Origin of the sequence: Glycomyces paridis (assembly GCF_004912155.1) — a bacterium.
Taxonomy (GTDB): Bacteria; Actinomycetota; Actinomycetes; order Mycobacteriales; family Micromonosporaceae; genus Glycomyces; species Glycomyces paridis.
Genome location: NZ_STGX01000003.1, coordinates 334,905 through 360,308 on the forward strand (window position 1 = coordinate 334,905; position 25,404 = coordinate 360,308).

A 25,404-nucleotide genomic window follows, 5' to 3' on the forward strand; every position below is an offset into this window, starting at 1 on the left:
ATGAACTGGATCGAGGAGACGCTGTCGGGCACGCCCGAGATAGCGCTGTTCGTGTGCCTGGCACTGGGATTCGCGGTCGGCAAGGTGCGGATCTGGAAGATCTCGCTGGGCGGCGTGGCCGGGACGCTGGTCGTGGCGATCGTCATCGGCATGTTCGCCGACATCGAGCTGAACGACCAGGTCAAGACGATCGCCTTCGCCCTGTTCATCTTCACGCTCGGCTACATCTCGGGGCCGACCTTCTTTGCCAGCCTCAACCGCAGGAGCCTGCGGTACGCGACCTTCACCGGCATCGAGGTCGTGTCGGTCCTGGCGATCACGGCCGCTGCGGTCCTCATCATGGACCTCGACGTGGGCACCGCGGCCGGGCTGCTCGCGGGCGGCGCGACCGAGTCGGCGGCGGTCGGCACCGCCACCGACGCGATCGGGCGGCTCGACCTCTCGGACGCCGAGATCGCGACGCTCCAGGCCAACGTCGGCACCGCGTACTCGATCTCCTACATCTGCGGCCTCATCACGATCGTGCTCCTGTCGAGCCAGTTCTTCCCGCTCATGATGCGGGTGAACCTGCGCGACGAGGCCGCGAAGCTGTGGAAGAAGCTCGGCGGCGCCGCCGACGACGCCACGGCCGCGCCCGCGGCCCCCGCGATCGTCGGCCGCGAGTACAAGGTCACGGCCGCCTCCGGCCGCACCGTCGGCGAGCTCCAGGCCGACCTCGGCGAGGCCACCGTCGAGGAGGTCTTCCGCGAGGGCAAGGCCCTCAATATCGAACCGGGCCTCGTGCTCGCCGAAGGGGACCGGGTGCTCGTGGTGGCCCGCCGCGAGGCCATCGTGGGCTCGGCCGAGCGCATCGGCGAGGAGGTCGCGCTCGACGAGTCGATGGCGATGAACCTCGACCTGGCCGACGTCGTGGTCACCCGCAAGGGCTATCAGGCCACGACCCTCGCCGAGATCCGCCGCCAGTTCGCCGACGAGCGCCAGGGCATCTACCTCCAGCGGATCACCCGCGGCGACCACGAGCTGCCGGTGCAGCCGGAGACGATGATCCAGCGCGGCGACACCGTCCGCATCTCCGGTGCGGCGCGGGACATGAAGCGCGCCATCCCGAGCATCGGCTTCCGGGTCGATCCGAAGGTCACCTTCGACATGGTGTTCATCGCCGTCGGCGTGGTCCTCGGCTTCCTCATCGGCATGCTGGTGTGGACGGTCGGGACGATCCCGCTGACGCTCGGCACCGGCGGCGGCTGCCTCCTCGCGGGCCTGCTGTTCGGCTGGATCCGCTCCAAGCGGCCCACGTTCGGCCAGTACGACTCCGGCGCCGCCGACGTCATCAAGACCCTCGGCCTGGCGACCTTCATCTGCGCGGTCGGGCTCTCCTCGGGTCCGCAGGCGGTGGAGCTGGTCGAGCAGTTCGGCGTCGGCCTGCCGATCGCGGGCGTCGCGATGACGGCCATCCCGGCGTTCATCTCGCTGTTCGTCGCCTGGAAGATCATGAAGCTGCCCGCGCCGCTGGTGCTCGGATCGGTGACCGGGCAGCAGTGCTCGACGCCGGGCGTGACGGCCGTCCAGGCCGCCGCGGGCAACGCGACGCCGCTCATGGCCTACACGATCGTCTACGCGTTCTCCAACGTCGTGCTGCCGCTCCTGGGCCCGATCGTCGTCGCGATGGCCCACGCCATCGGATAGCCGCGAGACCCCTCCGAACATGGTCCCGAACGGGTGAAACCCCGTTCGGGACTGTCGGATATCGGGCAGAGATCCGCCCCCGCCCCGGGCGGCGCGGAAAATGATGCTGGCATCGTCCACATCGTCTGCACTCCGCGTGAGGTACCGCCTTGAGCGCTTCCGATCCGACCCCGCGCGGTGTCGCGGCCAAGCTCATCCTCGTGCTCCACGAGCTTGCCGCGCACCGCGAACCGACGGGCGTCACCCACCTGTCGCGGCGCACGAGGCTCCCCAAGACGACCGTCCACCGCCTGCTGGCGGACCTGGAGGCCGCAGGGGTGGTCCACCGCGCCGGGCGCCGCTACGCCCTCGCCCAGGCCCCCGCCTGGCAGGACCCGGCGCCGGTGCGCGAGTCGCGCCTGCGCAAGGTCCTCAAGCCGTACCTGCTGGAGCTGTACGAGCGCTCGGGCCACGTGGTGAGCCTGGCGACCGCGAACGGCGACACCGCCCGCTTCCTCGACCTGCTCTACCCGCACCGGTTCACCGAGGCGATCCTGCGGACCGCGGCCTCGGTGCCCCTGCACTGCACCGCGACCGGCAAGGCCCTGCTCGCCTTCGACCCCGACGCCGCCGAGCGGTACCTCCGCGAGGCCGACCTGACCCCGCTGACGCGCAACGGCATCGCCACCCGCGACGACCTCGACCAGGCCATCGTGGAGGTCCGCCTGCGCGGGGTGGCGCTCGACCGCGAGGAGCACCTCCTCGGCTTCTGGGGCGTCGCCGCGCCGGTCACCGGCCGCCGCGGCACCGCCCTGGCGGCCGTGGGCCTCGCCGGACCGGTCCGCAGCTTCCAGCCCGCCGAGCACGTCGCGCACCTGCGGTCGGTCGCCCGCGCGGCCTCGGCGGCGGTGCGGGGACTCGACTGACCGACCGCTTCGGTCCGCGTGGCGGAACAATCACGTTCCGTGCACCGGAACGATCCGCGCGAGCGGTTCCACGGCGCGGGCATCCTTCCTAGCCTCGATCCATGCCACCACGACCCGCACCGTCCCGAGGGGCCCCGTTCGACCGGTTCGCCGACCACGTCGGCGGGGCCGCTGCCGAGGCGGGGCGCTCGGCGCTCGGTGCCGGCGTCCCCGCCGAAGAGGGCCTGCACAAGCGCGACCGGCGGAACGTCCTCGTGGCGGACCTGCGCCGGACCGGCAGGGACTCGTGGACGGCGGCGCTCGTCCTCGACCCCGGGAACGCGGTGCTCGCCGACCGCGACAACGGCACCGGGCACGTGCCCGGCATGGTCGAGGTCGAGGCCTGCGTCCAGATGGCGATGGGCGTCGTCGGCCGCGACCTGGCCCCCGGTCCCGCCCTCCACGTGTTCACCACCAGCGAGCTGCACGCGGAGTTCGCGTCGTTCCTGTTCCCGCTCCCGGCCGCGATCGCGCTGCGCGCCGACGCGGTGCAGCGGCCCCGGCCCGAGGTCCTCGCCGCGGACCTCACCGCCACCATCCTCCAATCCGGACGCGCGGTCGCGACCATGCGGTTCACCGTCCGGGCCTTCGAACGCGGCCACTTCGACCGCGTCGAACGCGAACGCGCCCGCGCCGCGGCGCGCGGATTCCGACCCGACCTCCTGGAGCAGCCATGAGCCTCGCACACCCCCTCGCCGGCAAGCGCGCCCTCGTCACCGGCGCCTCACGCGGCATCGGCCGCGCCATCGCCCTCGCCTATGCCGAGGCGGGCGCCGACGTGGCCGTCCTCGCCCGCGACGGCGCCGCCCTCGACGCCGTGGCCGCCGACGTGAAGAACCTGGGGCGCAACGCGGTCCCGGTCGTCTGCGACGTCACCGACCCCGACCGCCTCGCGGCGGCCTTCGACGAGGCCGCCGACGGACTCGGCGGGCTCGACACCGTCGTCAACAACGCCGGGGGCTTCCAGCACTCCGGCGCCTTCCTCGACCTCACCGACGGCGACTGGACCCGCACCCGCGGCCTCAACCTCGACCCCGCGGTCGGGCTCCTGCGCCTCGCCGGGCGCCACCTCGCCGCCAACGGCGGCGGCTCGGTCCTCAGCGTCGTCTCCATCGCGGGCCTCGGCGGCGCGCCCCGCCTCTCCCTCTACGCCGCTTCGAAGGCCGCGATCATCTCGCTCACGCAGACCCTCGCCGTCGAGTGGGCCGAGGCGGGCATCCGCGTCAACGCGGTCGCCCCCGGCTGGATCGACACGAAGCTCACCAGCGGTTTCACCGGCCACCCGCCGGTCAAGGAGGCCCTCGCCGCCGAAGTGCCCCAGCAGCGCTGGGGCGCACCGGAGGACGTCACCGCCGCCGCGGTCTTCCTCGCCTCCGACGGCGCGAGCCTCGCCACCGGCTCGGTCCTCGTCCTCGACGGCGGCCTCTCCACGCAGCTCTCGGCGGTCGCCCGGGGCTTGTTGGGCATCGGCCGCGCCGCCGCCTGAACGCCGCAGGACCGATCGACCCGGAGAGACCGGGCCGGACCTGTCGGGTGCGGTCTCGCCGGACGGCGCTCGGCGGTTCCGGTCCGTTCCGCCAGCGGGCCCGGCACGACCGGTTTCCGGGTCGGGACGGGCCCGGACTCGGGCCGCTCGGCGGCGATCGGTTTCGGCGCCGACGACTCGCGGGCCCGTCCATCACCGAGACCCGGACCGGGGCTCCCTCCCACGACGGAGCCGGGTCCGAATCCGGTGCCGAAGCTTCCGGGTGCGCGGGAGACGGACTCGCGCAGCGCCGATCGAAGAGGGCGACAGGGGGTTTCGCTCAGACCTGGTCGACCGCCGCCCAAGACCCTCCGGCCCGACCGACCCGCTACGCGGATCGCACCGCGACATGAACCATGCGGCCCTCAGCGGCCGCCCCGAACTCGGCACAGCACCGATCGAACACGGCCACAGGAGGTTTCGTTCAGGCCCGGTCGACGGCCATCCAAGCCCAGCGGACCCGACCGACCCGCTACGCGGAACGGGTCGCACCGCGACATGAACCGTGCGGCATTCACCGGCCGCCCCGAACTCGACACCGAACGCCGTTCTAGACCCGGCCTCCGCCGAACCGAAGGGAACTCCCATGACCGACGCCCCCGCCGACAGCATCGCCGACGACGCCGTGGCCGACGCCGATCCCGTCGAACGCGCCCGCGCGCTCGTCGCGCGGGTGCTGGAGACCGAGCCCGAAGCGGTCGGCGACGACGCCGACTTCCGGGAGGAACTGGAGGCCGACTCGCTCCAGCTCGCCGAGATCGCCGCCGTCCTCGAAGACGAACTCGGGCTCGACACCGACGCGGGCGACCCGCCCACGCGCTTCTCGCAGATCCGGGACCTGGTCGCCGCCAAGGCCGCCCGGTGAACGCGCGCAGCGCCGCCGTCACCGGCGTCGGGCCCGTCAGCGCCATAGGCACCGGCCGGGAGGCGTTCACCGCCGCGCTCCTGGCCGGAGCCTCCGGCCTCCAGGACGTCACCGCGTTCGACACCGCCGGGTACCGCATCCGCCACGCCTGCCAGGTCCCCGACTTCGCGCCCGAGGACTGGCTCGCCGAACCGGCCTCGGCCGGGCGCACCGCGGCGATGGCCGTCGCCGCCGCCCGGCTCGCCCTCGCCGACGCCGGACTCGACCCCGAGGCGCTGCGCGGCGAACGGGTCCTCATCGCCCTCGGCGTCAGCGACTGCGAAGCGGCCGAAGAGGACCGGCTCGCCGCCGCCGTCGCCGCCGAAGGACCCGCCGGATTCGACCCCGCGGTCGCCGCCCGCTACACCGCCTCCTGCGCCGGCCGCGTCGCCGCCGAACTCGGCCTGCCCGGAGCCGAGACCGTCGACATCGCCGCGGCCTGCGCCGCCGGGAACCACGCCATCGTCCAAGGGCTCGACGCGATCCGCCTCGGCGAGGCCGACGTGGTCCTGTGCGGCGGCGCGGACGCGTTCGGCCGCCGCATGTTCACCGGCTTCCACCGCGTCGGCACCCTCGCGCCCGACGCCTGCCGCCCCTTCGACGCCGACCGCGCCGGGACCGTGCCGGGGGAGGGCGCGGGCGTCCTCGTCCTCGAAACCGCCGAGCACGCGACCGCCCGCGGCGCCCGCGTCCGCGCCGAGATCCGCGGCGGGGCCGTCAACTGCGACGCCGTCCACCCCGTCGCCCCCGACCGCGACTCCGTCGCCGCCTGCATCCGCCTCGCCCTCCGCGACGCCGGTGCCGATCCATCCGGAGTGGACGCCATCAGCGCCCACGGCACCGGCACCCCCGTCAACGACGTCAACGAGGCCCGCGCCGTCCGCGCCGTCTTCGGCGACCGGCCCCCGCCCCTCACCGCCGTCAAATCCATGCTCGGCCACGCCATGGGCGCCTCCGCCGCGCTCGGGGCCATCGCCGCGATCGCCGCCATCGAGACCCAGACCCTCCCGCCCACGATCAACCACCGCCGCACCGACGCCGAATGCGCCGTCGACTGCGTCCCCAACACCGCCCGTCCGGCCCGCCTCGACCTCGTCGAGAACCACGGCTTCGGCTTCGGCGGCACCAACGCCGTCGTCCTGATCGGCAGGGCCCCATGCGCATAGCCGGCCGCACCGCGCTCCCCGCCCGACCCGACGGCGGCCCCGCCGAACACGGGCCCCACCTGCCGCCGCCCGGCGTCCTCCGCGTTCCCGGCCTCGACATCGCCGCCGCCGCGGGGCCCAAGGGCATCCGGTCCATGGACCGCGCCACCGCGCTCGCGGTCGCCGCGACCGGCCGCCTCCTCGCCGCCGCCCCCGGCACCGACCGCGCCCGCACCGCGATCCTCCTCGCCTCCGCCTCCGGCAGCTTCGCCACCGCCATGCGCCTCGGCGCCGACTCCGTCACCAAACCCCGGCCCTACCAGATCGACCCCGGCGCCTTCCCCGTCGCCGTCATGAACTACGGCTCCGGCCAGTGCGCCATCCGCCACCGCGTCACCGGCCCCAACACCGCCCTCCGCGGCGGCCGCATCGCCTTCGCCCAGGCCCTGCGCCACGCCCGCCGCCTCCTCGCCGCCGGACGCGCCGACCAGGTCCTGTGCGGCGCCGCCGAAGAGGCCACCCCCGAACGGGCCTGGCTCGAACACGCCGCCCGCCCCGCCGACGCCGAACCCGTCCCCGTCGGCGAAGGCTGCGCCCTGTTCCGCCTCGTCCTCGACGACGCGCCCGGCCCCCGCGTCACCGGCGTCGCCACCGCCCGCGGCCACGACCCAGCCGCCGCCCTCACCACCGCCATACGCAACGCCCTCAACGAATCCGGCCTCCCGCGCGCCGCCGTCACCGCCGTCGCGGCCACCGCCGGACCCGACGGCAACGGCCCCGCCGAACGCGACGCGATCCGCACCGCCCTCGGCGACCCCGCGAAACTCCGGCACGCCCACCGCACCGGCGACACCGGCGCCGCCACCCTCGGATTCGCCCTCGCCGCCGCCCTCGACGCCACCGCGCCCGGCACCTGCTTCGCACTCACCGCCATCGACCGCACCGGCACCGCCGCCTGCGTCATCGGGAGGAACGCATGACCGACTGGGGCATCGTCGCCACCGGCACCTACGCACCCGACACCGTCGTCGGCAACGACGAGGTCGCCGCCGCCCTCGGCGTCCCCGCCCGCTGGGTCCACGACGCCACCGGCATCCGCGAACGCCGCAGGGCCGCACCGGGACAGGCCGCCTCCGACCTCGCCGCCCACGCCGCCCGCGCCGCCCTCCGCAACGCCGGACTCACCCCCGCCGACATCGGCCTCATCGTCCTCGGCACCTCCACACCCGACGAACTCGGACCCTCCACCGCCTGCCGCGTCCAAGCCCTCCTCGGCGCCGCCCAGGCCGTCCCCCTCGACGTCGGCGCCGCCTGCGCCGGATACCTCTACGGCCTCGCCGTCGCCCGCGACTGGCTCGCCGCCCGCCCCGGCGCCCCGCCCGCCCTCGTCATCGGCGTCGAGACCTACTCCCGCTTCCTCGACCCCGCCGACCGCGCCACCGCCGCGATCTTCGGCGACGGCGCCGGCGCCAGCGTCATCGCACCCGTCCCCGACGGACAAGGCCTCCGATCCATCCGCCTCGGCGCCGACGGCACCCTCGCCGACACCGTCCTCATCCCCGCCGGCGGCAGCCGCCACCCCGAACACCCCGGCGCCCACCGCATCCGCATGGACGCCGCCGCCATCCGCAAGGCCCTCCCCGAACGCTTCGACGCCATGCTCGCCGACACCGTCGCCGAACACGGCCTCACCCTCGACGACCTCGACCTCCTCGTACCCCACCAGCCCAACCCCCGCACCCTCCGCATGTACGCCGCCGCCGCCGGCATCCCCGAGGACAAACTCGTCGTCATCGGCGAACGCCTCGGCAACATCGGCGCCGGCTCCATCCCCACCGCCCTCACCCACGCCGCCGACCGGCTCACCCCCGGCGCCACCGTCCTCCTCATGGCCGTCGGCGCCGGACTCACCTGGGGCGCCGCACTCCTGCGCTGGCCCGACACGACCACAGGGGAACCGACATGACCGACCTGCGACGCCTCCTCGCCGACCCCGCCTTCGACCGGCCCCCGAACGCCGACCCCGCCGCACTCCACGCCCACGCCTACGCCGCCCTCGCCCGCATCCGCGCCGTAGCCGGACCCGCCCCCGACCTCCTCGCCGACCGCGACCGCCTCCGCGACCTCGCCACCTGGACCACCGTCCGCGACCCCCTCCTGTTCCACCTCTCCGTCCTCCACTACTGCCTGTGCCTCAACGGCATCGCCCGCTTCGCACCCGACCCCGCCGCCGCCCTCGCCCGCGTCGGCGACGACACCGGCATCCTCCTCATGACCGAGGCCGGACGCTCCAACAGCCACGGCGCCATCGCCACCGAAGCCCACTACGACACCGCCACCCGCGAATTCACCCTCCGCACCCCCACACCCGCGGCCGTCAAGTTCCCCACCAACGCCGCGCCCTCCGACGTCCCCAAGACCGCACTCGTCTACGCCCGCCTCGTCACCGGCGGCACCGCCCACGGCGTCTTCACCTTCGCCCTGCGCATCGGCGGCCCCCACGGCACCCCGCCCGGTCTGCGCCTGAGCCCGGTCGACGGCTCCACCGCCCTCCCCGTCGACTTCGCCGCCGTCGCCTTCGACGGCCTCCGCCTCCCCTTCGACGCCTGGCACAGCGACGGCGCCGCCATCGACGACCGCGGCCGCCTCACCGACCCCCTCGGCACCCCCGACGCCCGCCTCCGCCGCTCCATGTCCGTCGGCGTCGCCACCTGGCACGCCATCACAGCCGCGGCCGCGGCAGCCGCCCGAGCCGCCGCGACCATCGCGATCCGCTACTCCCGCACCAGGCTCACCGCCGACCGCCTCAGCGGACCCCGCCCGCTCCTCGACTACCGCAACCAGCACATCGCGCTCCTCACCGCCCTCGCCGACGCCTGCGCGATCACCAGCCTCACCGAACCCGGCGACCCCGCGCCCGAACCCGCCGGCGCCTCCACCGCCTGGGTCCCCTGGTCCGCCGTCGACCCGCTCCTGCCCCTCTACAAGGCCGTCGCCGTCGACACCGCCTGGCGCGCCGTCACCGAATGCCGCGAGCACTGCGGCGCCCTCGGCTACGCCGCCACCCCGAAACTCCTCGCCTACCAGTCCCTCATGGACGCCTACCGCACCGCAGGCGGCGACAACACCCTCATCCGCCTCGACACCGCCCGCAGCCTCGCCGCCGGATACGAAGCCCCCGAGGACGACCCGCCCGACGAGCCCCGCACCGCCGCCGACTTCCTCGCGCTGGCGCGCTCCTGCGAGCGGCGCCTCGTCGCGACCCTCCGCGAGCGCCTCGCGCAGTCCCGCGCGGTCGCCGAGGACGAGTTCGGGGTCTGGAACGGGCAGCTGGAACTCGCGATCGAGACCGCCGCCGTGCACGCCGAACGCCTGCTCATGGAGCGCTTCGCGCCCGAGGGCGGCGACCTGGCGGCACTCCACGGCGCGGCCTGGGCCCGCCGCCGGGCCGCGAGCCTCCAGCGCTGCGGGCTCGCGGTCCCGGCGAGCGCCCTCGAACGCCGCGCCCATGAGCTGTGCGACCGGCTCCTGCCGAAGGTTTCGTCCATCGTGGACGGGTTCGGTTTCGAGCCCGCCCACCTCGGCACGTTCCTGGGCGAGCCCGACCACCTGGCGGCCTTCGCCGACCGGTACGGGTTCGCCGACCTCGGCTAGAGGCGCCAGGTCCCGTTGGTGTTCAGCATCATCGAGTACACCGAGTCGGTGGCGGTGATGAACAGCCGGTTGCGCTTGGGCCCGCCGAAGACGAGGTTGGAGACGGCGGGCTGGGGGACCGGGAGCGTCGCGAGGTGCGTGCCGTCGGGGTCGAAGCAGTGGACGTCGGAGGCGGCGGCCCAGACGCGGCCCTCGACGTCGACGCGGAGGCCGTCGAAGCCGCCCGAGGGCGACTCGGCGAAGACCTCGCCGCCGGAGAGGCCGTCGCCCTCGACGGTGAAGCGGCGCAGGTGCTTGCGCCTGGTGTCGGCGATGTAGAGCACCGAACCGTCGGGGGAGAAGGCCAGGCCGTTGGGCCGGTCGAAGTCGTCCGCGACGCGGTCGACGCGGCCCGAGGGGTCGGCGCGGTAGACGTGGCAGCCGTCGATCTCCGGCTCGGCCCGGTGGCCCTCGTAGTCGCTGGTGATCCCGTACGGCGGGTCGGTGAACCAGACCGCGCCGTCGTCGGCGACCACGGCGTCGTTGGGGCTGTTGAACCGCAGGCCGTTCCAGCGGTCGGCGATCGTGGTGACCGAGCCGTCGAGCTCGGTCCGGGTCACGCTGCGCGAACCCTGCTCGCACGAGACGAGGCGGCCCTGCCGGTCGAGCGTGTGCCCGTTGGCGTAGCGGGCGGGGGAGCGGAAGACGCTCACCGAGCCGTCGGTCTCGTCCCAGCGCATGACCCGGTCGTTGGGGATGTCGCTGAACAGCAGGTACCGGCCCGAAGGCACGTAGACCGGGCCCTCGGTCCAGCGCCCGTCCGAGTACAGGCACTCCAGCGAGTCGTCGCCCGCCACGTTCCAGCGCTCGTCGAACACCTCGAAGCGCACGGCGCTCTTGCCCATCGGTCACTCCTCCGTCGTCCTGGTGGGAGGAATCTAGCGCCGCCGCGCGCCGCCGACCGCCCGGCCCCGACGAGTGCGATTTCGGAAACCCCCACGGGCCTCCGAGCCCTTGTCCGCCCGTGCCTCCGGGCATAACCTATCGAATGTGATCGATATCAATGTCGATCCGCGCACGTCACGACCGGCCGGGAAGGGCCCGGCCGCACCGACAGACGGGACTACTGCATGGGACCGGCACTCCCCGACACGCCATCACCCGCACCACCGGGCCGCGCCCGCAGGCGCCTGCGCGCCGTGGTCGCCGCCTCCGCCGCCGTGGCCGCGTGCGGCGCCGGCGCGTTCACCATCGCGAACGCCTCGGCCGCCGAGGCCGGATGCGCCGTGGACTACCAGGTGACCGCCCAGTGGCCCGGCGGCTTCAACGCCGACGTGGCCATCACCAACCTCGGCGACGCCCCGATCGACACCTGGCGCCTGGAGTGGAACTTCACCGACGGCCAGCGCGTCCAGAACGCCTGGAACGCCAAGACCGCCCAGTCGGGCACCCGCGTGAGCGCCGACGCCGAGGCCTACAACGGGCGCGTGCCCGCCGCGGGCAGCGTCTCCTTCGGATTCTCCGGCACCTTCTCGGGCGACGAGACCTCCGCTCCGGAGACGTTCTGGCTCAACGGCGACGAATGCACCGGCGACACCGAGCCGGTGCCGACCGACCCGCCCACGAACGTCACCGAGGAGCCCACCGAGGAGCCGACCGGCGGCACCGGGCAGGACGAGTGGAACCCGCCCTCGAACCTGGTCCAGCCGCTCGACGAGGTCTGGGCGCACGTCGAGGACACCTACAACCTGAACTTCCGCAACTTCGGGTGGGACCAGATCATGGCCACCGGCGGCACGATCGACTACTGCGTCCGCTGGGACTCGCAGAACACCGTGAACGCCCAGACCCGCGACGCGATCGAGGCGAAACTCCAGGACCAGTACGACCTGTGGTTCGACCAGATGGCCGGATGGAGCGAGTTCCCGTTCGACCAGATCGAGGTGAACGTGGTCGGCTGGGCCGCCCGCGACCGCAACCTCCTCCAGTGGTCGGACGACTCGGTCGACGTCTACATCGGCGACATCCGCGAGAACGCGCCGCAGTGCTCAGAGGACTGCGGCCGGTTCTTCCACCAGGACGGGAACTACTCCCAGTGCCCCGGCGGCGAGACGCACCACTACGACCAGAGCCTGTGGCTCACCCAGGGCATGGGCGGCGGCGCGGGCGGCGACTGGGGCCAGCGCATGGGCCAGGAATACTTCGTGAACTCGTTGAACTCCAGCCAGATCACGATCTACCTGCATGAACTCGGGCACACGTTCGGTCTGGACGACTTCTACGACTGGACGCCCTCGGGCCAGTGCTGCTTCATCATGCTGGCGGGCTCGTCCTCGACCATCACCGAGTTCGACCAGTGGATGCTCCGCGACTGGTGGCGCCACTTGAAGAGCCGCTACGGCTACTGACCCGCGACCGGCGGGCCCGGGCCCGTCCGCAGTCCCCGGACCGGAAGGCGGGGGCTGAGGCCGGACCGGTCCGGGACCGTCCCAGGTCCCGGACCGGTCCGGCCGTCGCGTCTTACAGGAGCGCGCGCAGTGCGGCCGCGAACTCGTCGGGCTTGCCGGTCTGGCCGTACTCGCCGCCGAGGAAGCCGCCGTGGTCGCCGGGGAGGACGACGGCCTCGCCGCCGAGCGCTTCGGCGTCGGCGCGGGCCGCTCGGGCCGCCATCGTCTGCCCCGAGTCCTCGCCGACGGCGATCACGACGCGCGTGGCGGCGGCGCGGATCGCGTCCCAGTCCTGGCGGTAGGCGTTGCAGGTGACCATGTTCTGGCCCAGCAGCGGGTCGTCGCGGGAGCCGTCGTCCTCGGACGGGAGGCCGAACGCGGCCGGGTCGGGCGCGGGCGCCTCCAGGTAGTCGGCGGGCACCGGGCCGTCGTAGGAGACGAGCGCGATGAACTTCGCCATCGCCGGGCCGAAGCCCGACTTCAGGTAGGTCTCGCGGATGTCGCGGCACACCGCCAGCACGGCCTCGCGGTCGTCGAGCTCCTGCGGCGCGGGCGGCTCGTGCGCCACGAGGACCCGGACCTGCCCGGGGTGCTTCGCGACGAGCGCGAGCGCGTTCACGGCGCCGCCGCTGCTGGCGAACACGTCGACCGGCTCGGAGCCGATCGCGGCGATGACGCGGTGGAGGTCGTCGGCGTGCTCCTCGGGCGTGGTCTCCTCGGCGCCGTCGGTGCGCGGGCTGCGTTCGGACCCGCGCGGGTCGTAGGTGACCACGCGCCGGTCGGCGAAGTGCCCGGCGAGGGTCGCGAATCCCGCGGCGGCCATCGGCGAGCCGACGACGAGCAGCGTCGGCCCCGCGTCGCCGCCCTCGCGGACGTCGTAGTGCAGGACGGCGCCGGGCGCCTCGATGGTGCGGGTCTGCGGTTCGGTCATGGTGGTCTCCTCGTTCTTTCGGGTGTCTCCTGTACAGACGAGACTGGACCGCCGGATTCAGCGGCGCACCGGAATCGGCGGGTCCGGCGAGACTCGAGCCGCTGAAAACCAAGCCGCTGAAAACCAAGCCGTCGAACACCGAGTCCTCGAAGACCGAGTCCGCGAAGACCGGGACGCCGAAAGGTCCCGGTCCGGCTCGCGCCCGCCGCCCGGTGGCGACACAATCGACCCGACCCGCTTTTCGCGACCCGCCTCTGGAGCGCACCATGACCGACACGCACGCCGGACCGTACATCGCCGCGATCGACCAGGGCACCACGTCCTCGCGCTGCATCCTCTTCGACCACGCGGGGCGCGCGGTCGCCGTCGACCAGAAGGAGCACGCCCAGATCCTGCCCCGGCCCGGCTGGGTCGAGCACGACGCCGCCGAGATCTGGCGGAACGTCCAGGAGGTCGTCGCGGGCGCGATGGTCAAGGCCGGGGCCGGGCACGACGACGTCCTCGCCGTCGGCATCACCAACCAGCGCGAGACCACCCTCCTGTGGGACCGGCGCACCGGCAGGCCCGTCCACAACGCGATCGTCTGGCAGGACACCCGCACCGACGCCCTCTGCGAGCGCCTCGGCGGCGACGCCGGCCAGGACCGGTTCCGCCGCGAGACCGGCCTGCCGCTCGCCGCCTACTTCGCCGGGCCCAAGATCGCCTGGCTCCTCGACAACGTCGCGGGCCTGCGCGAACGCGCCGAAGCGGGCGACCTCCTGTTCGGCACCATGGACTCCTGGATCGTCTGGAACCTCACCGGCGGCGTCAACGGCGGCGTCCACGTCACCGACGTCACCAACGCCTCCCGCACCCTCCTCATGAACCTCGACGACCTGGCGTGGAACGAGGACATCGCCGCCGCGATCGGCGTCCCGACCCGCGTCCTCCCCGAGATCCGCTCCTCCTCGGAGGTCTACGGCCACGTCGCCGGAGGCCCCCTCGGCGACCTCCTCGCCGGCGTCCCCGTCGCCGCCGCCCTCGGCGACCAGCAGGCCGCCCTGTTCGGACAGACCTGCTTCGACGTCGGCGAGGCCAAGTCCACGTACGGCACCGGCACCTTCATGCTCATGAACACCGGCGAAGCGCCCATCCGCTCCGAATCGGGCCTCCTCACCACCGTCGGCTACCGCATCGGCCGCGCCGACCCCGTCTACGCCCTCGAAGGCTCCATCGCCGTCACCGGCTCCCTCGTCCAGTGGATGCGCGACCAGATGGGCCTCATCGCCGACGCCGCCGAGATCGAGACCCTCGCCGCCACCGTCGCCGACAACGGCGGCGCCTACATCGTCCCGGCCTTCTCCGGCCTCTTCGCCCCCTACTGGCGCTCCGACGCCCGCGGCGTCATCGCCGGACTCACCCGCTACGTCACCAAGGCCCACCTCGCCCGCGCCGTCCTCGAAGCGACCGCCTGGCAGACCCGCGAGATCACCGACGCCATGACCGCCGACTCCGGCGCCGAACTCACCGCGCTTAAAGTGGACGGCGGCATGACCGCCAACGGCCTCCTCATGCAGATCCTCGCCGACGTCCTCGACGCCCCCGTCGTGCGCCCCGTCGTCGCCGAGACCACCTGCCTCGGCGCCGCCTACGCCGCCGGACTCGCCGTCGGCTTCTGGAACGGCACCGAGGACCTGCGCGCCAACTGGCGCCGCGACGCCGAATGGACACCCCGCATGGACCCCGAGACCCGCGCGGGCGAATACCGCAACTGGCTCAAAGCCGTTGAGCGGACCAAAGGCTGGCTGAGCGAATAGCATCAGGTGACGAAAGGAGGCCGGCCATGGGCGCAGCGCGGCACGACCCCCTCGCGGCGACCCGACCGGCCGCCTACAGCGGCGAACGGCCCGACCGGGCCGCCGAACGCGCCGAACTCACACGGTCCACCTTCGACCTCCTCGTCATCGGCGGCGGCATCCTCGGCATCTCCACCGCCTGGCACGCCGCCCAGTCCGGCCTGCGCGTCGCCCTCGTCGACGCCGGCGACTTCGCCGGCGCCACCTCCTCGGCCTCCACCAAACTCCTCCACGGCGGCCTGCGCTACCTCCAGACCGGCGCCGTGCGCCTCGTCGCCGAGAACCACTTCGAACGCCGCGCCGTCACCCGCCAGGTCGCCCCCCACCTCGCCCGCCCGCTCACCTTCTACCTCCCCGTCTACCGCGGCGGCCCCCACGGCGCCGCCAAACTCGGCGCCGGCGTCTTCGCCTACTCCGCGCTCTCCGGCTTCGGTGACGGCGTCGGCCACCTCCTCAACCCCGCCAAGGCCCGCATGGCCGTGCCCGAACTGCGCACCGAGCACCTCAAAGCGGTCGCCGTCTACGGCGACAGCCAGATGAACGACTCCCGGATGGCCCTCATGACCGTCCGCGCCGCCGTCGAATCCGGTGCGGCCGTGCTCAACCACGCCGAGGTCACCGCCCTGCGCACCGTCCGCGGCCGCGTCTGCGGCGCCGACCTGCGCGACCGGCTCGACGGCACCGAGTTCGGCGTGGCCGCCCACGTCGTCCTCAACGCCACCGGGCCCTGGGTCGACCACCTCCGCCGCATGGAGCACCCCGGCGCGAACCCCTCCATCCGCCTCTCCAAAGGCGCCCACCTCGTCCTCAAGCGCACCGCGCACTGGCGGGCCGCGCTGGCGACGCCGATCGACCGGTACCGCATCACCTTCGCGGTGCCCTGGGAGGACATGCTGCTGCTGGGCACCACCGACGAGGCCTACGAGGGCGACCCCGGCGAGGTCGCCGCGAACCGCCGGGACATCACGCAGATCCTCGACGAGGCGGGCGTGTCCGTCCGCTCCGACCAGCTGCGGCCCGAACTCATCACCTACGCCTTCGCCGGGCTCCGGGTCCTGCCCGGCGGTCCCGGCGACACCGCGAAGGCCCGGCGCGAGACGGTGCTCTCCGAGGGCCGCGGCGGGATGCTCTCGGTGGCGGGCGGCAAGTGGACCACGTTCCGCCACATCGGACGGACGGTCATGGCGAAGCTCGCGCGCCTGCCCGGGTACTCGCTCGGCGCCGAGAGGGAGCCGCTGGCGAACCTGCCGCGCCGCCTGCCCCTGCCCGGCATCGCGAACCCGCACGCCGTCGCCCACCGGCTCCTGTCCGACGGCGGCTCGCCGCTCACCGACCTCGGCGCGGACACCGCCGTGCACCTCGCGACCCACTACGGCTCCATCGCCTTCGACATCGCCCGACTCGCGGGGGAGCACCCCGAACTCGCCGAGCGCCTCCACCCCGACGCGCCCGAGATCTGGGCCCAGGTCGTCTACGCCCGCGACATGGAATGGGCCGCCACCCCCGACGACGTCCTCCGCCGCCGCACCACCCTCAAGATCCGAGGCCTCGACACCCCGGAGATCAGAGCCGAAGTCCAGGCCCTCCTCGACCGCAGGTGAACCCGCCGCACCAGACCACCGAACACGTGAAGCCGGCCCGCATTCCCGCCCGCACCACCGCTGTCACACCCCCGAGCGATCGTTGAAGCCGGGGGCGCCTGCGCTCCGAGCCCTCCTCGCGTTCCCTCTCAGTCGCGGGTCGCGTCGGGGTGGATCGCCAGGAACAGCGAGTACGGCTTCGCGCCCGGACCCGGCTGCATCTCCGCGAGGTCGTTCAAGAGCATCTTGAAGCGCTTGTTCACCGCCTCGTACTGCTCCTCGTTCATGCGCAGGCCGAGCCGGGCGGCGTTCACCTTCGACGGGTCGCCCAGCTGCGCGACCTCGGTCTGGAACACGTCCATCATCGCCGTCGACATGTCCGACCAGAACTCCTCGCCCAGCCGCAGCGCCCAGGACTTGCGCGTCGCCAGGTACGGGATCTCGCGCGCCCCGCGCGCGCCGGTCCGCTCCTCCTGCGGCGCCAGGAACCCCGTGTCGACGAGCTTGCGCACATGGTGCAGCACCGTCGCCGGGTTCGACCCGAGCCGCTGGGCGATCTCCTTGTTCGTGAGCGCCTGGTCGAGGCACATGCGAAGAATCCGCAGCCGGACCGCCGAGGCCACCGCCTTCGCCTCGGCCTCCGAGGCCAGCCGCCGGTGATCCTTGTACCGCTCGGGTCCGCGCTCCTCTGCCACGCCACCATCCTAGGGGGTCCAGAGTCGATCGCACACCACGTCGCGACATGACCGATTGACAATTCCCAATCGATTGGGAATACTCAATCGCATGACGACCATCGGCGACCCGGAGGCGGCGCTGACCGCCGAACCCGACCGGCTCGGCCTCCTCCGCGACCACGACTTCCGCGACCTCTTCCTCTCCACGACCGTCGCGCAGTTCGGCTACCAGATCACCTCCCTCGCCCTGCCCCTCGCGGCCGTCATCGCACTCGACGTCTCAGAGCTCGAAGTCGGCGTGCTCTCCTCCATGACGATGATCGCCTTCCTGCTCATCGGCCTCCCCGCCGGCGCGTGGGTCGACCGGATGCGCCGCCGCAGGGTCCTCATCGTCAGCGACGTCGTGCGCGCCGCCGTCCTCTTCACCGTCCCCCTCGCCTGGTGGGCCGACGCCCTCACCATCTGGCACCTCTACGCCGTCGCCCTGGTCATCGGCATCTTCACCGTCTTCTTCGACGTCTCGTACCAGAGCTACCTGCCCCACCTCGTGGGCCGCAAGCACCTCGTCGAGGGCAACGCCAAACTCGAGACCGTGCGCTCGACCGCCCAGCTCGGCGGGCCCGTCCTCGCCGGGCAGCTCATCGAATGGCTCACCGCGCCCGTCGCGCTGGCCTTCGACGCCGCCGCGATGGGCGCCTCGGCCCTGCTCCTGCTGCGCATCCGCCGCCGCGAACCCCGGCCGGTCGTGGCCCACGGCTCGCGGATCGGCGCCGAGATCAAGGACGGCCTGAGGTTCGTCTTCGGGAACCGCATCCTCGCCTCGATCGTGGCGTGCACGGGCACCTGGAACTTCTGGATGGGCGCGTTCATGGCGATGATCGTCGTGTTCCTGCCCCGCGACATCGGCTTGAGCCCCGGCGAGATCGGCCTGTTCTTCGCCCTGTTCGGCGTCGGCGGCGTGTTCGGCGCGTTCACCGTCGGCGCCGCCACCCGCCTGCTGGGGGAGGGGCGCGTCGTCTGGGTCTCGGTCGCCGTGACCTCGCCGTGGGTGCTCCTCACCCCGGCCGCCGAACCCGGCTGGCGGATCTGGATCGCGGCGGCCGCGATGGCGTTCGTCGGCCTCGGCGCCGTGGTCTACAACGTGACGCAGGTGAGCTTCCGCCAGCGCCTGACCCCCGACGGGATGCTCGGCCGCATGAACGCGACCGTGCGCTTCATCGTGTACGGCACCTACGCCGTCGGCGCGCTGGTGGGCGGCGCCCTCGGCCAGGCGCTCGGGGCGCGGAACACGCTGTGGATCGCCGCGGCAGGGTTCTGCCTGTCGGTCCTGCCGGTGTTCCTCTCGCCGCTGCGGAACATGCGGACCCTGCCCGATCCCGAGCACGAGCCCGTGGGAGCGGCCGCCTGAACCGTCTCCCACGTCCGGGTCCGCCCGGTGGCGGCGCGCCGAGCCTCGTCGGCGCCCGCCGCCGGGCGGACCCATGTCAGGCCGCGACGGCCTTGGCGCGCTTGGCGACCGAGAGCTGGAGCAGGCCGGTGACGATGACCGCGACCGCGGTCGCGTAGTGGATGCCGAACGCGGCGGCGGTGCTGCCGTCGTGGACGAGGATGAGCGAGCCGTCGCCGATCGGGATGAGCGCGATGGCGAGCAGGACCCAGCCGAGCGCGCGGCGCTCGCGGATCGCCAGCAGGACCAGGATCACGATTGCGGAGGCGAGGTCGCGCACGCCCTTGACGCTGAGGAATTCGGCGGCCTCCCCGGTGGGCCAGTGGGCGAAGCCCATGCTGGGGGCGACCTCGGCGGGGGTGAAGAGGTACTGGAGGCCGAAGGAGAAGACGAAGAGGACGCTGATGACGGTGAGGGCGTCGGCGATGATGCGGCGGGTCATGGGGGACTCCTTGATTGCGGCTAGGAAATCTAGCGTTGCTAGGAACATGAATGACGCTAGCATAGCCTCGCTCGAATGTCTAGCGGTGCTAGTATCGTGATCATGGCTACACAACAGCGCCGCGAACGCGAACGCGCTCAACGCGAAACGCTCATCGTCAACGCCGCCCGCGAGATGGCCGAGGCCGACGGCTGGCCCTCGGTGACCGTCCGCAAACTCGCCGAGCGGATCGAGTACAGCCAGCCCGTCCTCTACAGCCACTTCGCCGGCCGCGGCGCGATCGTCGACGCCGTGGCCCTCCAGGGCATCGCCGAACTCACCGAGGTCTTCAAGAAGGCCAGGGCCGCCGCCGAACCGGGCGGGGAGGTCGCGGCCGTCGCCCAGGCCTACCTCGACTTCGCGTCCGCCAACCCCGCCCTGTTCGAGGCGATCTTCACCCTCGCCGAAGGCCTGCCCTTCGGCGCCGACGCCCCCGAGGTCCTCAAGGCCGCCTTCGCGGAGCTGTACGCGGTGTTCGCGCCGCTCGCGGGCGACCGCGACCCCGACGCGTTCACCGAGGTCGGCTGGGCGGCGATCCACGGCCTGGCCGCCCTGGGCCGCGACGGTCGACTGCGCCCCGACCTCCTCGAAAAGCGCCTGCCGATCCTGCTCGACCTCTTCACGAGGCCCTGAGGCGGTCACGTCCGAGCCGCCCGGCGGGTCAGTAGAGTCGACCGACGTGAAAGGCGGACCGATGAACCGAGACTTCCAGGTGCAGCGCTTCGAGGAGCACCGCGACCACCTGAGGGCCGTGGCCTACCGGATGCTCGGCAGCACCGGCGAGGCCGACGACGCCCTCCAGGAGACCTGGATCCGCTTCGCCCGCACCGACACCGGCGAAGTCGAGAACCTCCGCGGCTGGCTCACCACCGTCCTGTCGCGGGTGTGCCTCAACCTGCTGCGCTCGCGCCGGACCCGCCGCGAGGACGCCTTGGACGCCGACCTGCCCGTCGCCGCCGACCCCGGGCCCGAAGGCGGCCCCGAGGACCGCGCGGTCCTGACCGACGCCGTCGGCCACGCCCTCCAAGTGGTCCTCGACTCGCTCAACCCGCCCGAGCGGATCGCCTTCGTCCTCCACGACCTGTTCGGCGTGCCCTTCGACCGCGTCGCCGCCGTCCTCGACCGCACCCCCGAGGCCGCCAGGCAGCTCGCCAGCCGCGCCCGCCGCCGGGTCCGCGGCGGCGCCGTCCCCGACGCGCCCTTGCAGCGCGCCGTGGTCGAGGCCTTCCTCGCCGCCGCCAGGGACGGGCGCTTCGAGGACCTCCTGGAGGTCCTCGACCCCGGCATCACGGTCGTCGCCGACGAGGCCGCCGTCGCCACCGGCTTCGCCGGACGCGAGGTCATCGGCGCGAAGGCCGTCGCGGCGATCTTCAACGGCAAGGCCCGCGCGGCGTTCCCGGTCCTGGTAGACGGCGCCGTCGGCGCGATGTGGGCCCCCGGCGGCACCCCGCGCTCGGTCCTGGCCTTCACCGTGGCCGAAGGCCGCGTGACCGCCATCGCGATCGTCAACGACCCCGACGCCATCGCCGCACTCGAACTGACCGAGCTGTGACCGCCCGGGCCGCAACCGGTCAGTACAGGAAGCGTTCGACCGGTACGACCCGGCTGTTGAGGACCCGCTTCAACTCGTAGGACCCCTCGCCGGTGTACCGCTCCGCGAGCAGGTCGATCACGTCCGCGCCCGGCTCGCCGCCGAGCGCCTCGACCAGCGCGGGGAGGTGCTCGGCCCGCACCTTGTAGGACCACTCGACCTCGCCCTTCCCCACGAACGAGTCGAGCAGGGGGTCCACGTCCTCGCCTTCGACGTGCAGCGTGCCCTCGTCGTCCACATGGGCCCGCATGGAGTGGTACTGACCGGGCGAACGCTCGGAACGGAGCACGACACCCGGCCGCTTCGGTGCTGCCATGCCTCCCATGCAAGCACGGCGGTCCGACAGGCGGGAAACCCGGCGGCCGCCGCCGCCCGCGCGTCGTACGCTGTCGCGGCCCCGACCCGCCGACAGGAGCCCGCCATGACACCGTTCGACGCACCGCAGCTGGAAGGCGACCTCGTGCGCCTCGAACCCCTCGACCGCCGCCACGCGGCCGGCCTCGCCGCCGCGGCCGAGGAGGACCGGTCCCCGTACGCCTTCACCTGGGTCCCTTCGGCATCCGAAGTGGACGACTACATCGGCCAGCAGCTCGAACGGCGCGACGCCGGACTGCTCGGCCCGTACGCCCAGATCGACCGCGCCACCGGCGCTCCGGTCGGCGCGACCGCGCTGTGGGACCCGCGCCGCCTCCCCGACCGCGGCCTCTACGCGATCGAGATCGGCTTCACCTGGCTCGCCGCCTCCGCCCAGGGCACCGGCCTCAACGCCGAGGCGAAGCTCCTGCTCCTCACCCACGCCTTCACCGCCCTCGGCGTCGACCGGGTCGACCTCAAGACCGACGCCCGCAACGCCCGCTCCCGCGCCGCCATCGCCGCCACCGGCGCGCGATTCGAAGGCGTCCTCCGCAACTGGTCCCGCTCCTGGGCGCAGGGTGAGGACGGCCGCCTCCGCGACTCGGCGATGTACTCGGTCGTCCGCGACGAATGGCCCGCCACCGAAGCGGCCCTCCGCGAACGCGTCGCCCGCCGCCGCGCGCGTCCCGAATGAGGGAGGGTCCCTCCCGTACCGTTCCGCCCTATGACGACGAGTCCCACCGAAAAGGACACCAGGCCGCTGCTCGCACGCGGCGGCATGTCGCTGCTGGTCACCATTGCGCAACTGGCGGCACTGGTGGCGCTCTTCTTCGCCATCGCACATCTCGCCGGGCTGCTCCCCGAACCGGAGGACAGCTACGGCTGGGGCCCTGTCATCCTCGGCGCCGAGGGCTCCCTGCTGCTCACCGTCTTCGTCGGCCCGGCCGCCGCGGCGCTGGCGCGCCTCCCACGGCCCTGGCTCTACGCGCTCTCGACCCCGATCGCGGTGCTCGCGGGGTACGCCACCGTGACGCTGACCGGCCTCTGGCCGGAGTACACCGGCCCGGCCGCGCTCGCCGCCTGCAACCTCGCCGTCGCGGTCGCCACTGCGAGTCGGCCGCTCCGCAGGCGCAGGCCGGCCCCGGTCGAAGCGTTCGACGCGAGCTGACGACCCGACGCCTCGGCTTGTTCGACGCGTTGACCCAGGTCGATCGGCATTCGGGTGCGGCCGTTCAAGTCTCATACGGCGGTCGTGCAGTTCGACCGCCTGACGACCGGACCCGTTCCGACGCCGCCGCGGCGTCGGAACGGGTCCGGTTGCAGCCGTTGTGGTCTCATGCAGCACTACCGTGTAGTACGCGACCGCCCGTGCGGTGCGCCGCCTGCGGTCTCGGTCGGGCCGAGGCGGCGCCTCTTCGACTCAGGCGGGCCGGGCCACCAGCTCCACCTCGCCGCCGACGATCCGGCCGCCCGCCTTCGCGAGCAGCGCGTGCGAGGCCGTGTTCGCCGCGTCGCACTCGGTCGCCACTTCGGTCTCGCCGCGCTCGCGCAGCTCCCGGAACAACCGCGCGAGCAGGGCCGCGCCGAGGCCGCGGCGCCGGTACGGGCGGGTGACCGCCACGAGACCGAGGCGCGGGCCGCCCGGATTGGACCAGACGCGCGCCATGCCCGCGAACCGCTGCCCGTCGCGCAGGACCGGGTACAGGGCCGGATCGTAAGCGGGCGAGGCGTGTTCGGCCTCCCACGCCTCGCGGCTCCACCGCCAGCCCCGCAGGCCCGGGATGTCCGCGCGCAGCTCGTCGTCGAGGACCCGCAGCGCGGACGCGTCCGAGTCCTCGGGGGAGCGGACCTCGAACGGCGCCAGCGCGGCGTCGTCCCAGTCCGCGGCGACCGTGACGGGCACCGTCCAGCGGTGCTCGTAGCGCTCGCCCACGAACCCGGCCTCGGCCAGGCGCCGCAGCGCGTCCGCGTCGGCGACGTCGGCGGTCGTGTGGAGCGCGCGCCCGTCCTCGGTGACCGCGGCGCTGAGCGCGGCGATCACCGCGGCGTCCTCGGACACGAAGTCCGCGAAGCGCTTCCCGTCCGGGCGCGTCCAGCAGTGCGCCCGACCGGCCAGCGCCCCCGCTGACCTGGCCTCCCACCGGCCGCCGGTCTTGGCCACCCGCAGCGTCATCGCGCACCTCCCGCGCCGCGGTGCGGCGGCGGGCCGAACACCGGTCGGTACTCGGCGAACTCGGTGGTGAACAGCGCGAGGCCCTCGGTGAGGCCCGGCAGCCGCCGCTCGACGCCGTGCACCGCCTCGGTCGGCATGAACCCCGAGACGTACCCGGTGGTCTCGGTCGAGAACTGGCCCTTGATGTCCGAGCGGGCCTCGCCGAGGGTCTTGAGCACGGCGTTGCCCGTCCCGGCCGGGAACTCGACGTCGAAGCGGTTGACCGGCTCGCACACGACTGTGCCCGCTTCGGCGAGCATCTCGCCGAGCAGGAACCGCGTCGTGTCGCGGAAGTGCCCGGCCGTGCTCGCCCGTCCGATGTAGCCGGTCGCGGTGAGCCGCACCCGGCAGTCGGTGACGGCCCAGCCGTACGGGCCGCGGCGCAGGTACTCGAACACCGCCTCCTCCACGGCGTTGCGCAGCGCCCGCGTCAGCGAGCCGCGCTCGACTTCGAGCCCGTAGTCCACGCCCGAACCGGGCTCGCCCGGCTCCATGCGCAGCCCCACGGTCGCGAGGTTCGGCGTCTGCTGCCACGGGCCCATCTCGTGCAGCGCCTCCGCGGTCGTGACGGGCCGCTCGACGTGGATCGCGCGGGTCTCCTCGAACTCGACGCCGATGCCGAACTCCTGGTCGAGGAGCGAGGCCACGACCTCTTTCTGCACCTCCCCGTACAGGCGCACCGCCGTCTCCTCGGACAGTTCGTCCAGGTGCGGGTCGACCAGCGGGTCGCGTTCGGCGAGGCTGAGCAGGGCCCGGTTGAGCCGGATGCGGTCCTCGGGGTCGGCCGGGCGCACCACGGTCTCCAGGGTCGGCGGCGTGAACAGGCCGCCGCTCGCCAGGCCCTCGGGGGACCCGATCGCGTCCCCGATGCGGATGTCGGTGAGGCCCTTCACCTTCGCGATCGAACCCGGTCCGGCGTCGCCGGGGACGGTGCCCGTGCCGTGGTCGAAGACCTCCACGGCCGTCACCTTGCCCTCGTGGGACTCGACCGCGCCGAACTCGCCGCGGCGGTACGCCGTCAGCACGTCGCGCGGCGCGATCCGGCCCGCGCGCAGGCGCACGTACGCGACCTTCTGCCCACGATGCTCCACTTTGAACACCGACCCGCGCGCTTCGGCGTCCGGATCGCCGTGGGGGACCGGCAGGAACCGCCGCACCCCCTCGGCCAGCGCCGCCGCACCCGCGCCGGTCACCGCCGACCCGAAGTACACCGGGTGCACGCGGCCCGAGCGCACCTGCGCAGCCAGCTCGGCCCCGTAGTCGAGCGACCCGGGCCGGTCGAGGTAGGCCTCCAGGAACGCGTCCGAACTCGCCGACAGCAGGTCCGCGGCCCGGTCGGCGAAGGCGCGCTCGCCGAAGTCGAACGGCACCGGCGCGGCGCCGGGGGTGCCGATCGCCTCGACCGTCCCCATCGGGAGCAGCCGCGGGCTCAGCATCGCGGCGAGGTCGTCGAGCAGGTCGGCCTCGCGGGCGCCGCGACGGTCGATCTTGTTGACGAACAGGAGCGTCGGCACGCCGAGGCGCTCCAGGGTGCGGAACAGGACGCGCGTCTGCGCCTGGACGCCCTCCACGGCGGAGACGACCAGGACCGCGCCGTCGAGCACGCGCAGGGCCCGCTCCACCTCGGCGATGAAGTCGGTGTGGCCGGGCGTGTCGATGAGATTGACGGTGGTGGCGCCCAGGCGGAACGCGACGACCGCCGACTGGATGGTGATGCCGCGGCGGCGCTCCAGCTCCATCGAGTCGGTCTGCGTGCTGCCGGAGTCGACGCTGCCGACGCGGTCGATGATCCCCGCGTCGAACAGGAGCCGCTCGGTCAGGCTCGTCTTACCGGCGTCGACATGGGCGAGAATCCCCAGATTGAGATACGACAAGGACAGTCCTCGGAGTAGAGATCGGCTGGTTTCGGATGGCGTACTCCGAAGTTCGGCGCATGGTGATCCCCTTCGCTTCCAGGACTGACACGTCGATCCGACGATGCGCCCGACGCTAGAAGAACCCGCCGCGCCCGC

24 protein-coding genes are annotated in these 25,404 nt (G+C 73.3%); 17 read left to right on the forward strand and 7 right to left on the reverse strand.

All coding sequences use genetic code 11. From position 1 onward, the window contains the following. The 9 genes from aspT (at position 1) to E9998_RS26675 (ending at position 9,858) form a co-directional block, all read left to right on the forward strand. Entirely contained in the window at positions 1 to 1,686 is a 1,686-nt protein-coding gene (aspT, locus tag E9998_RS05740; protein WP_136528738.1) for an aspartate-alanine antiporter, read from the forward strand. 149 nt (positions 1,687 to 1,835) lie between these two features. Next, positions 1,836 to 2,591 (forward strand): IclR family transcriptional regulator, encoded by a 756-nt coding sequence (locus tag E9998_RS05745; protein WP_136528739.1) that lies wholly within the window; start codon positions 1,836 to 1,838, stop codon positions 2,589 to 2,591. A 101-nt stretch (positions 2,592 to 2,692) separates the two neighbouring features. After that, the gene (locus E9998_RS05750; protein ID WP_136528740.1) at positions 2,693 to 3,307 is read left to right on the forward strand and encodes an AfsA-related hotdog domain-containing protein; all 615 of its coding nucleotides are present in this window, start codon (positions 2,693 to 2,695) and stop codon (positions 3,305 to 3,307) included. Continuing rightward, entirely contained in the window at positions 3,304 to 4,116 is an 813-nt protein-coding gene (locus tag E9998_RS05755; protein WP_136528741.1) for an SDR family NAD(P)-dependent oxidoreductase, read from the forward strand. Before E9998_RS05750 ends, E9998_RS05755 begins: the two co-directional genes overlap by 4 nt. A gap of 625 nt (positions 4,117 to 4,741) precedes the next feature. Further along, positions 4,742 to 5,020: an acyl carrier protein gene (locus E9998_RS05760; protein ID WP_136528742.1), complete on the forward strand. Its 279-nt coding sequence runs from the start codon at positions 4,742 to 4,744 to the stop codon at positions 5,018 to 5,020. Then, positions 5,017 to 6,225 (forward strand): beta-ketoacyl-[acyl-carrier-protein] synthase family protein, encoded by a 1,209-nt coding sequence (locus tag E9998_RS05765; protein ID WP_136528743.1) that lies wholly within the window; start codon positions 5,017 to 5,019, stop codon positions 6,223 to 6,225. Before E9998_RS05760 ends, E9998_RS05765 begins: the two co-directional genes overlap by 4 nt. Next, positions 6,216 to 7,184, forward strand: coding sequence for a beta-ketoacyl synthase chain length factor (locus tag E9998_RS05770; RefSeq protein ID WP_158299702.1), 969 nt, complete (start codon positions 6,216 to 6,218; stop codon positions 7,182 to 7,184). The genes E9998_RS05765 and E9998_RS05770 overlap by 10 nt, the downstream gene beginning before the upstream one ends. Further along, positions 7,181 to 8,170: a 3-oxoacyl-ACP synthase III family protein gene (locus E9998_RS05775; protein WP_136528745.1), complete on the forward strand. Its 990-nt coding sequence runs from the start codon at positions 7,181 to 7,183 to the stop codon at positions 8,168 to 8,170. Before E9998_RS05770 ends, E9998_RS05775 begins: the two co-directional genes overlap by 4 nt. Further along, positions 8,167 to 9,858 carry an acyl-CoA dehydrogenase family protein gene (locus E9998_RS26675; RefSeq protein ID WP_136528746.1) on the forward strand — a complete coding sequence of 564 codons (1,692 nt, stop codon included), beginning with the start codon at positions 8,167 to 8,169 and terminating at the stop codon, positions 9,856 to 9,858. The genes E9998_RS05775 and E9998_RS26675 overlap by 4 nt, the downstream gene beginning before the upstream one ends. Here E9998_RS26675 and E9998_RS05785 read toward each other — a convergent pair. Continuing rightward, positions 9,855 to 10,742 carry an SMP-30/gluconolactonase/LRE family protein gene (locus tag E9998_RS05785; RefSeq protein ID WP_136528747.1) on the reverse strand — a complete coding sequence of 296 codons (888 nt, stop codon included), beginning with the start codon at positions 10,740 to 10,742 and terminating at the stop codon, positions 9,855 to 9,857. The genes E9998_RS26675 and E9998_RS05785 overlap by 4 nt on opposite strands. Positions 10,743 to 10,967: 225 nt before the next feature. On the opposite strand from E9998_RS05785, the gene E9998_RS05790 reads away from it, so the two are divergent. Next, on the forward strand, positions 10,968 to 12,245 hold the full coding sequence (locus tag E9998_RS05790; protein ID WP_136528748.1) for a cellulose-binding domain-containing protein: 1,278 nt from the start codon (positions 10,968 to 10,970) through the stop codon (positions 12,243 to 12,245). Positions 12,246 to 12,357: 112 nt separating this feature from the next. Here E9998_RS05790 and E9998_RS05795 read toward each other — a convergent pair whose 3' ends face one another. After that, complete coding sequence (locus E9998_RS05795; protein WP_136528749.1) at positions 12,358 to 13,215, reverse strand: alpha/beta fold hydrolase; 858 nt, start codon at positions 13,213 to 13,215, stop codon at positions 12,358 to 12,360. 266 nt (positions 13,216 to 13,481) lie between these two features. Between E9998_RS05795 and glpK the strand changes: the two genes are divergently transcribed. Together glpK and E9998_RS05805 are read left to right on the forward strand one after the other, a co-directional pair. Then, on the forward strand, positions 13,482 to 15,011 hold the full coding sequence (gene glpK, locus E9998_RS05800) for a glycerol kinase GlpK (protein WP_136528750.1): 1,530 nt from the start codon (positions 13,482 to 13,484) through the stop codon (positions 15,009 to 15,011). Between the two features lie 26 nt (positions 15,012 to 15,037). Next, positions 15,038 to 16,651, forward strand: a complete 1,614-nt coding sequence (locus E9998_RS05805) for a glycerol-3-phosphate dehydrogenase/oxidase (RefSeq protein ID WP_136528751.1) — start codon at positions 15,038 to 15,040, stop codon at positions 16,649 to 16,651. A 128-nt stretch (positions 16,652 to 16,779) separates the two neighbouring features. Here the strand turns inward: E9998_RS05805 and E9998_RS05810 are convergent, their stop codons facing one another. Then, positions 16,780 to 17,325: an ArsR/SmtB family transcription factor gene (locus E9998_RS05810; RefSeq protein ID WP_204745266.1), complete on the reverse strand. Its 546-nt coding sequence runs from the start codon at positions 17,323 to 17,325 to the stop codon at positions 16,780 to 16,782. A gap of 91 nt (positions 17,326 to 17,416) precedes the next feature. Between E9998_RS05810 and E9998_RS05815 the strand changes: the two genes are divergently transcribed. Next, positions 17,417 to 18,715 (forward strand): MFS transporter, encoded by a 1,299-nt coding sequence (locus E9998_RS05815; RefSeq protein ID WP_136528752.1) that lies wholly within the window; start codon positions 17,417 to 17,419, stop codon positions 18,713 to 18,715. 76 nt (positions 18,716 to 18,791) lie between these two features. Here the strand turns inward: E9998_RS05815 and E9998_RS05820 are convergent, their stop codons facing one another. Next, positions 18,792 to 19,196: a DUF4267 domain-containing protein gene (locus E9998_RS05820; RefSeq protein ID WP_192907044.1), complete on the reverse strand. Its 405-nt coding sequence runs from the start codon at positions 19,194 to 19,196 to the stop codon at positions 18,792 to 18,794. A 102-nt stretch (positions 19,197 to 19,298) separates the two neighbouring features. Between E9998_RS05820 and E9998_RS05825 the strand changes: the two genes are divergently transcribed. Together E9998_RS05825 and E9998_RS05830 are read left to right on the forward strand one after the other, a co-directional pair. Then, positions 19,299 to 19,868 (forward strand): TetR/AcrR family transcriptional regulator, encoded by a 570-nt coding sequence (locus tag E9998_RS05825; protein WP_136528754.1) that lies wholly within the window; start codon positions 19,299 to 19,301, stop codon positions 19,866 to 19,868. A 61-nt stretch (positions 19,869 to 19,929) separates the two neighbouring features. After that, entirely contained in the window at positions 19,930 to 20,787 is an 858-nt protein-coding gene (locus E9998_RS05830) for a sigma-70 family RNA polymerase sigma factor (RefSeq protein ID WP_136528755.1), read from the forward strand. Positions 20,788 to 20,806: 19 nt separating this feature from the next. Here the strand turns inward: E9998_RS05830 and E9998_RS05835 are convergent, their stop codons facing one another. Beyond that, a complete protein-coding gene (locus tag E9998_RS05835; RefSeq protein WP_136528756.1) occupies positions 20,807 to 21,142 on the reverse strand; it encodes a hypothetical protein in 336 nt (111 codons plus the stop codon). Positions 21,143 to 21,247: 105 nt separating this feature from the next. Between E9998_RS05835 and E9998_RS05840 the strand changes: the two genes are divergently transcribed. Together E9998_RS05840 and E9998_RS05845 are read left to right on the forward strand one after the other, a co-directional pair. Beyond that, positions 21,248 to 21,874: a GNAT family N-acetyltransferase gene (locus tag E9998_RS05840; protein WP_136528757.1), complete on the forward strand. Its 627-nt coding sequence runs from the start codon at positions 21,248 to 21,250 to the stop codon at positions 21,872 to 21,874. A gap of 30 nt (positions 21,875 to 21,904) precedes the next feature. After that, a complete protein-coding gene (locus E9998_RS05845) occupies positions 21,905 to 22,348 on the forward strand; it encodes a hypothetical protein (protein WP_136528758.1) in 444 nt (147 codons plus the stop codon). 252 nt (positions 22,349 to 22,600) lie between these two features. On the opposite strand, the gene E9998_RS05850 is transcribed toward E9998_RS05845, so the two are convergent. Together E9998_RS05850 and E9998_RS05855 are read right to left on the reverse strand one after the other, a co-directional pair. Continuing rightward, positions 22,601 to 23,353, reverse strand: a complete 753-nt coding sequence (locus E9998_RS05850) for a GNAT family N-acetyltransferase (protein ID WP_136528759.1) — start codon at positions 23,351 to 23,353, stop codon at positions 22,601 to 22,603. Further along, positions 23,350 to 25,266 carry an elongation factor G gene (locus tag E9998_RS05855; protein WP_136528760.1) on the reverse strand — a complete coding sequence of 639 codons (1,917 nt, stop codon included), beginning with the start codon at positions 25,264 to 25,266 and terminating at the stop codon, positions 23,350 to 23,352. Before E9998_RS05855 ends, E9998_RS05850 begins: the two co-directional genes overlap by 4 nt. Positions 25,267 to 25,404 lie beyond the last annotated feature (138 nt).

Bases quoted from the DNA above. Each gene is read 5' to 3' on its own strand.
- E9998_RS05840 (WP_136528757.1), top strand. From the start codon at position 21,248: ATGACACCGTTCGACGCACCGCAGCTGGAAGGCGACCTCGTGCGCCTC.
- E9998_RS05795 (WP_136528749.1), bottom strand. From the start codon at position 13,215: ATGACCGAACCGCAGACCCGCACCATCGAGGCGCCCGGCGCCGTCCTG.
- E9998_RS05825 (WP_136528754.1), top strand. From the start codon at position 19,299: ATGGCTACACAACAGCGCCGCGAACGCGAACGCGCTCAACGCGAAACG.
- E9998_RS05835 (WP_136528756.1), bottom strand. From the start codon at position 21,142: ATGGCAGCACCGAAGCGGCCGGGTGTCGTGCTCCGTTCCGAGCGTTCG.
- aspT (WP_136528738.1), top strand. From the start codon at position 1: ATGAACTGGATCGAGGAGACGCTGTCGGGCACGCCCGAGATAGCGCTG.
- E9998_RS05775 (WP_136528745.1), top strand. From the start codon at position 7,181: ATGACCGACTGGGGCATCGTCGCCACCGGCACCTACGCACCCGACACC.
- glpK (WP_136528750.1), top strand. From the start codon at position 13,482: ATGACCGACACGCACGCCGGACCGTACATCGCCGCGATCGACCAGGGC.
- E9998_RS05755 (WP_136528741.1), top strand. From the start codon at position 3,304: ATGAGCCTCGCACACCCCCTCGCCGGCAAGCGCGCCCTCGTCACCGGC.
- E9998_RS05845 (WP_136528758.1), top strand. From the start codon at position 21,905: ATGACGACGAGTCCCACCGAAAAGGACACCAGGCCGCTGCTCGCACGC.
- E9998_RS05805 (WP_136528751.1), top strand. From the start codon at position 15,038: ATGGGCGCAGCGCGGCACGACCCCCTCGCGGCGACCCGACCGGCCGCC.
- E9998_RS05850 (WP_136528759.1), bottom strand. From the start codon at position 23,353: ATGACGCTGCGGGTGGCCAAGACCGGCGGCCGGTGGGAGGCCAGGTCA.
- E9998_RS05770 (WP_158299702.1), top strand. From the start codon at position 6,216: ATGCGCATAGCCGGCCGCACCGCGCTCCCCGCCCGACCCGACGGCGGC.
- E9998_RS05785 (WP_136528747.1), bottom strand. From the start codon at position 10,742: ATGGGCAAGAGCGCCGTGCGCTTCGAGGTGTTCGACGAGCGCTGGAAC.
- E9998_RS05760 (WP_136528742.1), top strand. From the start codon at position 4,742: ATGACCGACGCCCCCGCCGACAGCATCGCCGACGACGCCGTGGCCGAC.
- E9998_RS05750 (WP_136528740.1), top strand. From the start codon at position 2,693: ATGCCACCACGACCCGCACCGTCCCGAGGGGCCCCGTTCGACCGGTTC.
- E9998_RS05820 (WP_192907044.1), bottom strand. From the start codon at position 19,196: ATGACCCGCCGCATCATCGCCGACGCCCTCACCGTCATCAGCGTCCTC.
- E9998_RS05830 (WP_136528755.1), top strand. From the start codon at position 19,930: ATGAACCGAGACTTCCAGGTGCAGCGCTTCGAGGAGCACCGCGACCAC.
- E9998_RS26675 (WP_136528746.1), top strand. From the start codon at position 8,167: ATGACCGACCTGCGACGCCTCCTCGCCGACCCCGCCTTCGACCGGCCC.
- E9998_RS05790 (WP_136528748.1), top strand. From the start codon at position 10,968: ATGGGACCGGCACTCCCCGACACGCCATCACCCGCACCACCGGGCCGC.
- E9998_RS05815 (WP_136528752.1), top strand. From the start codon at position 17,417: ATGACGACCATCGGCGACCCGGAGGCGGCGCTGACCGCCGAACCCGAC.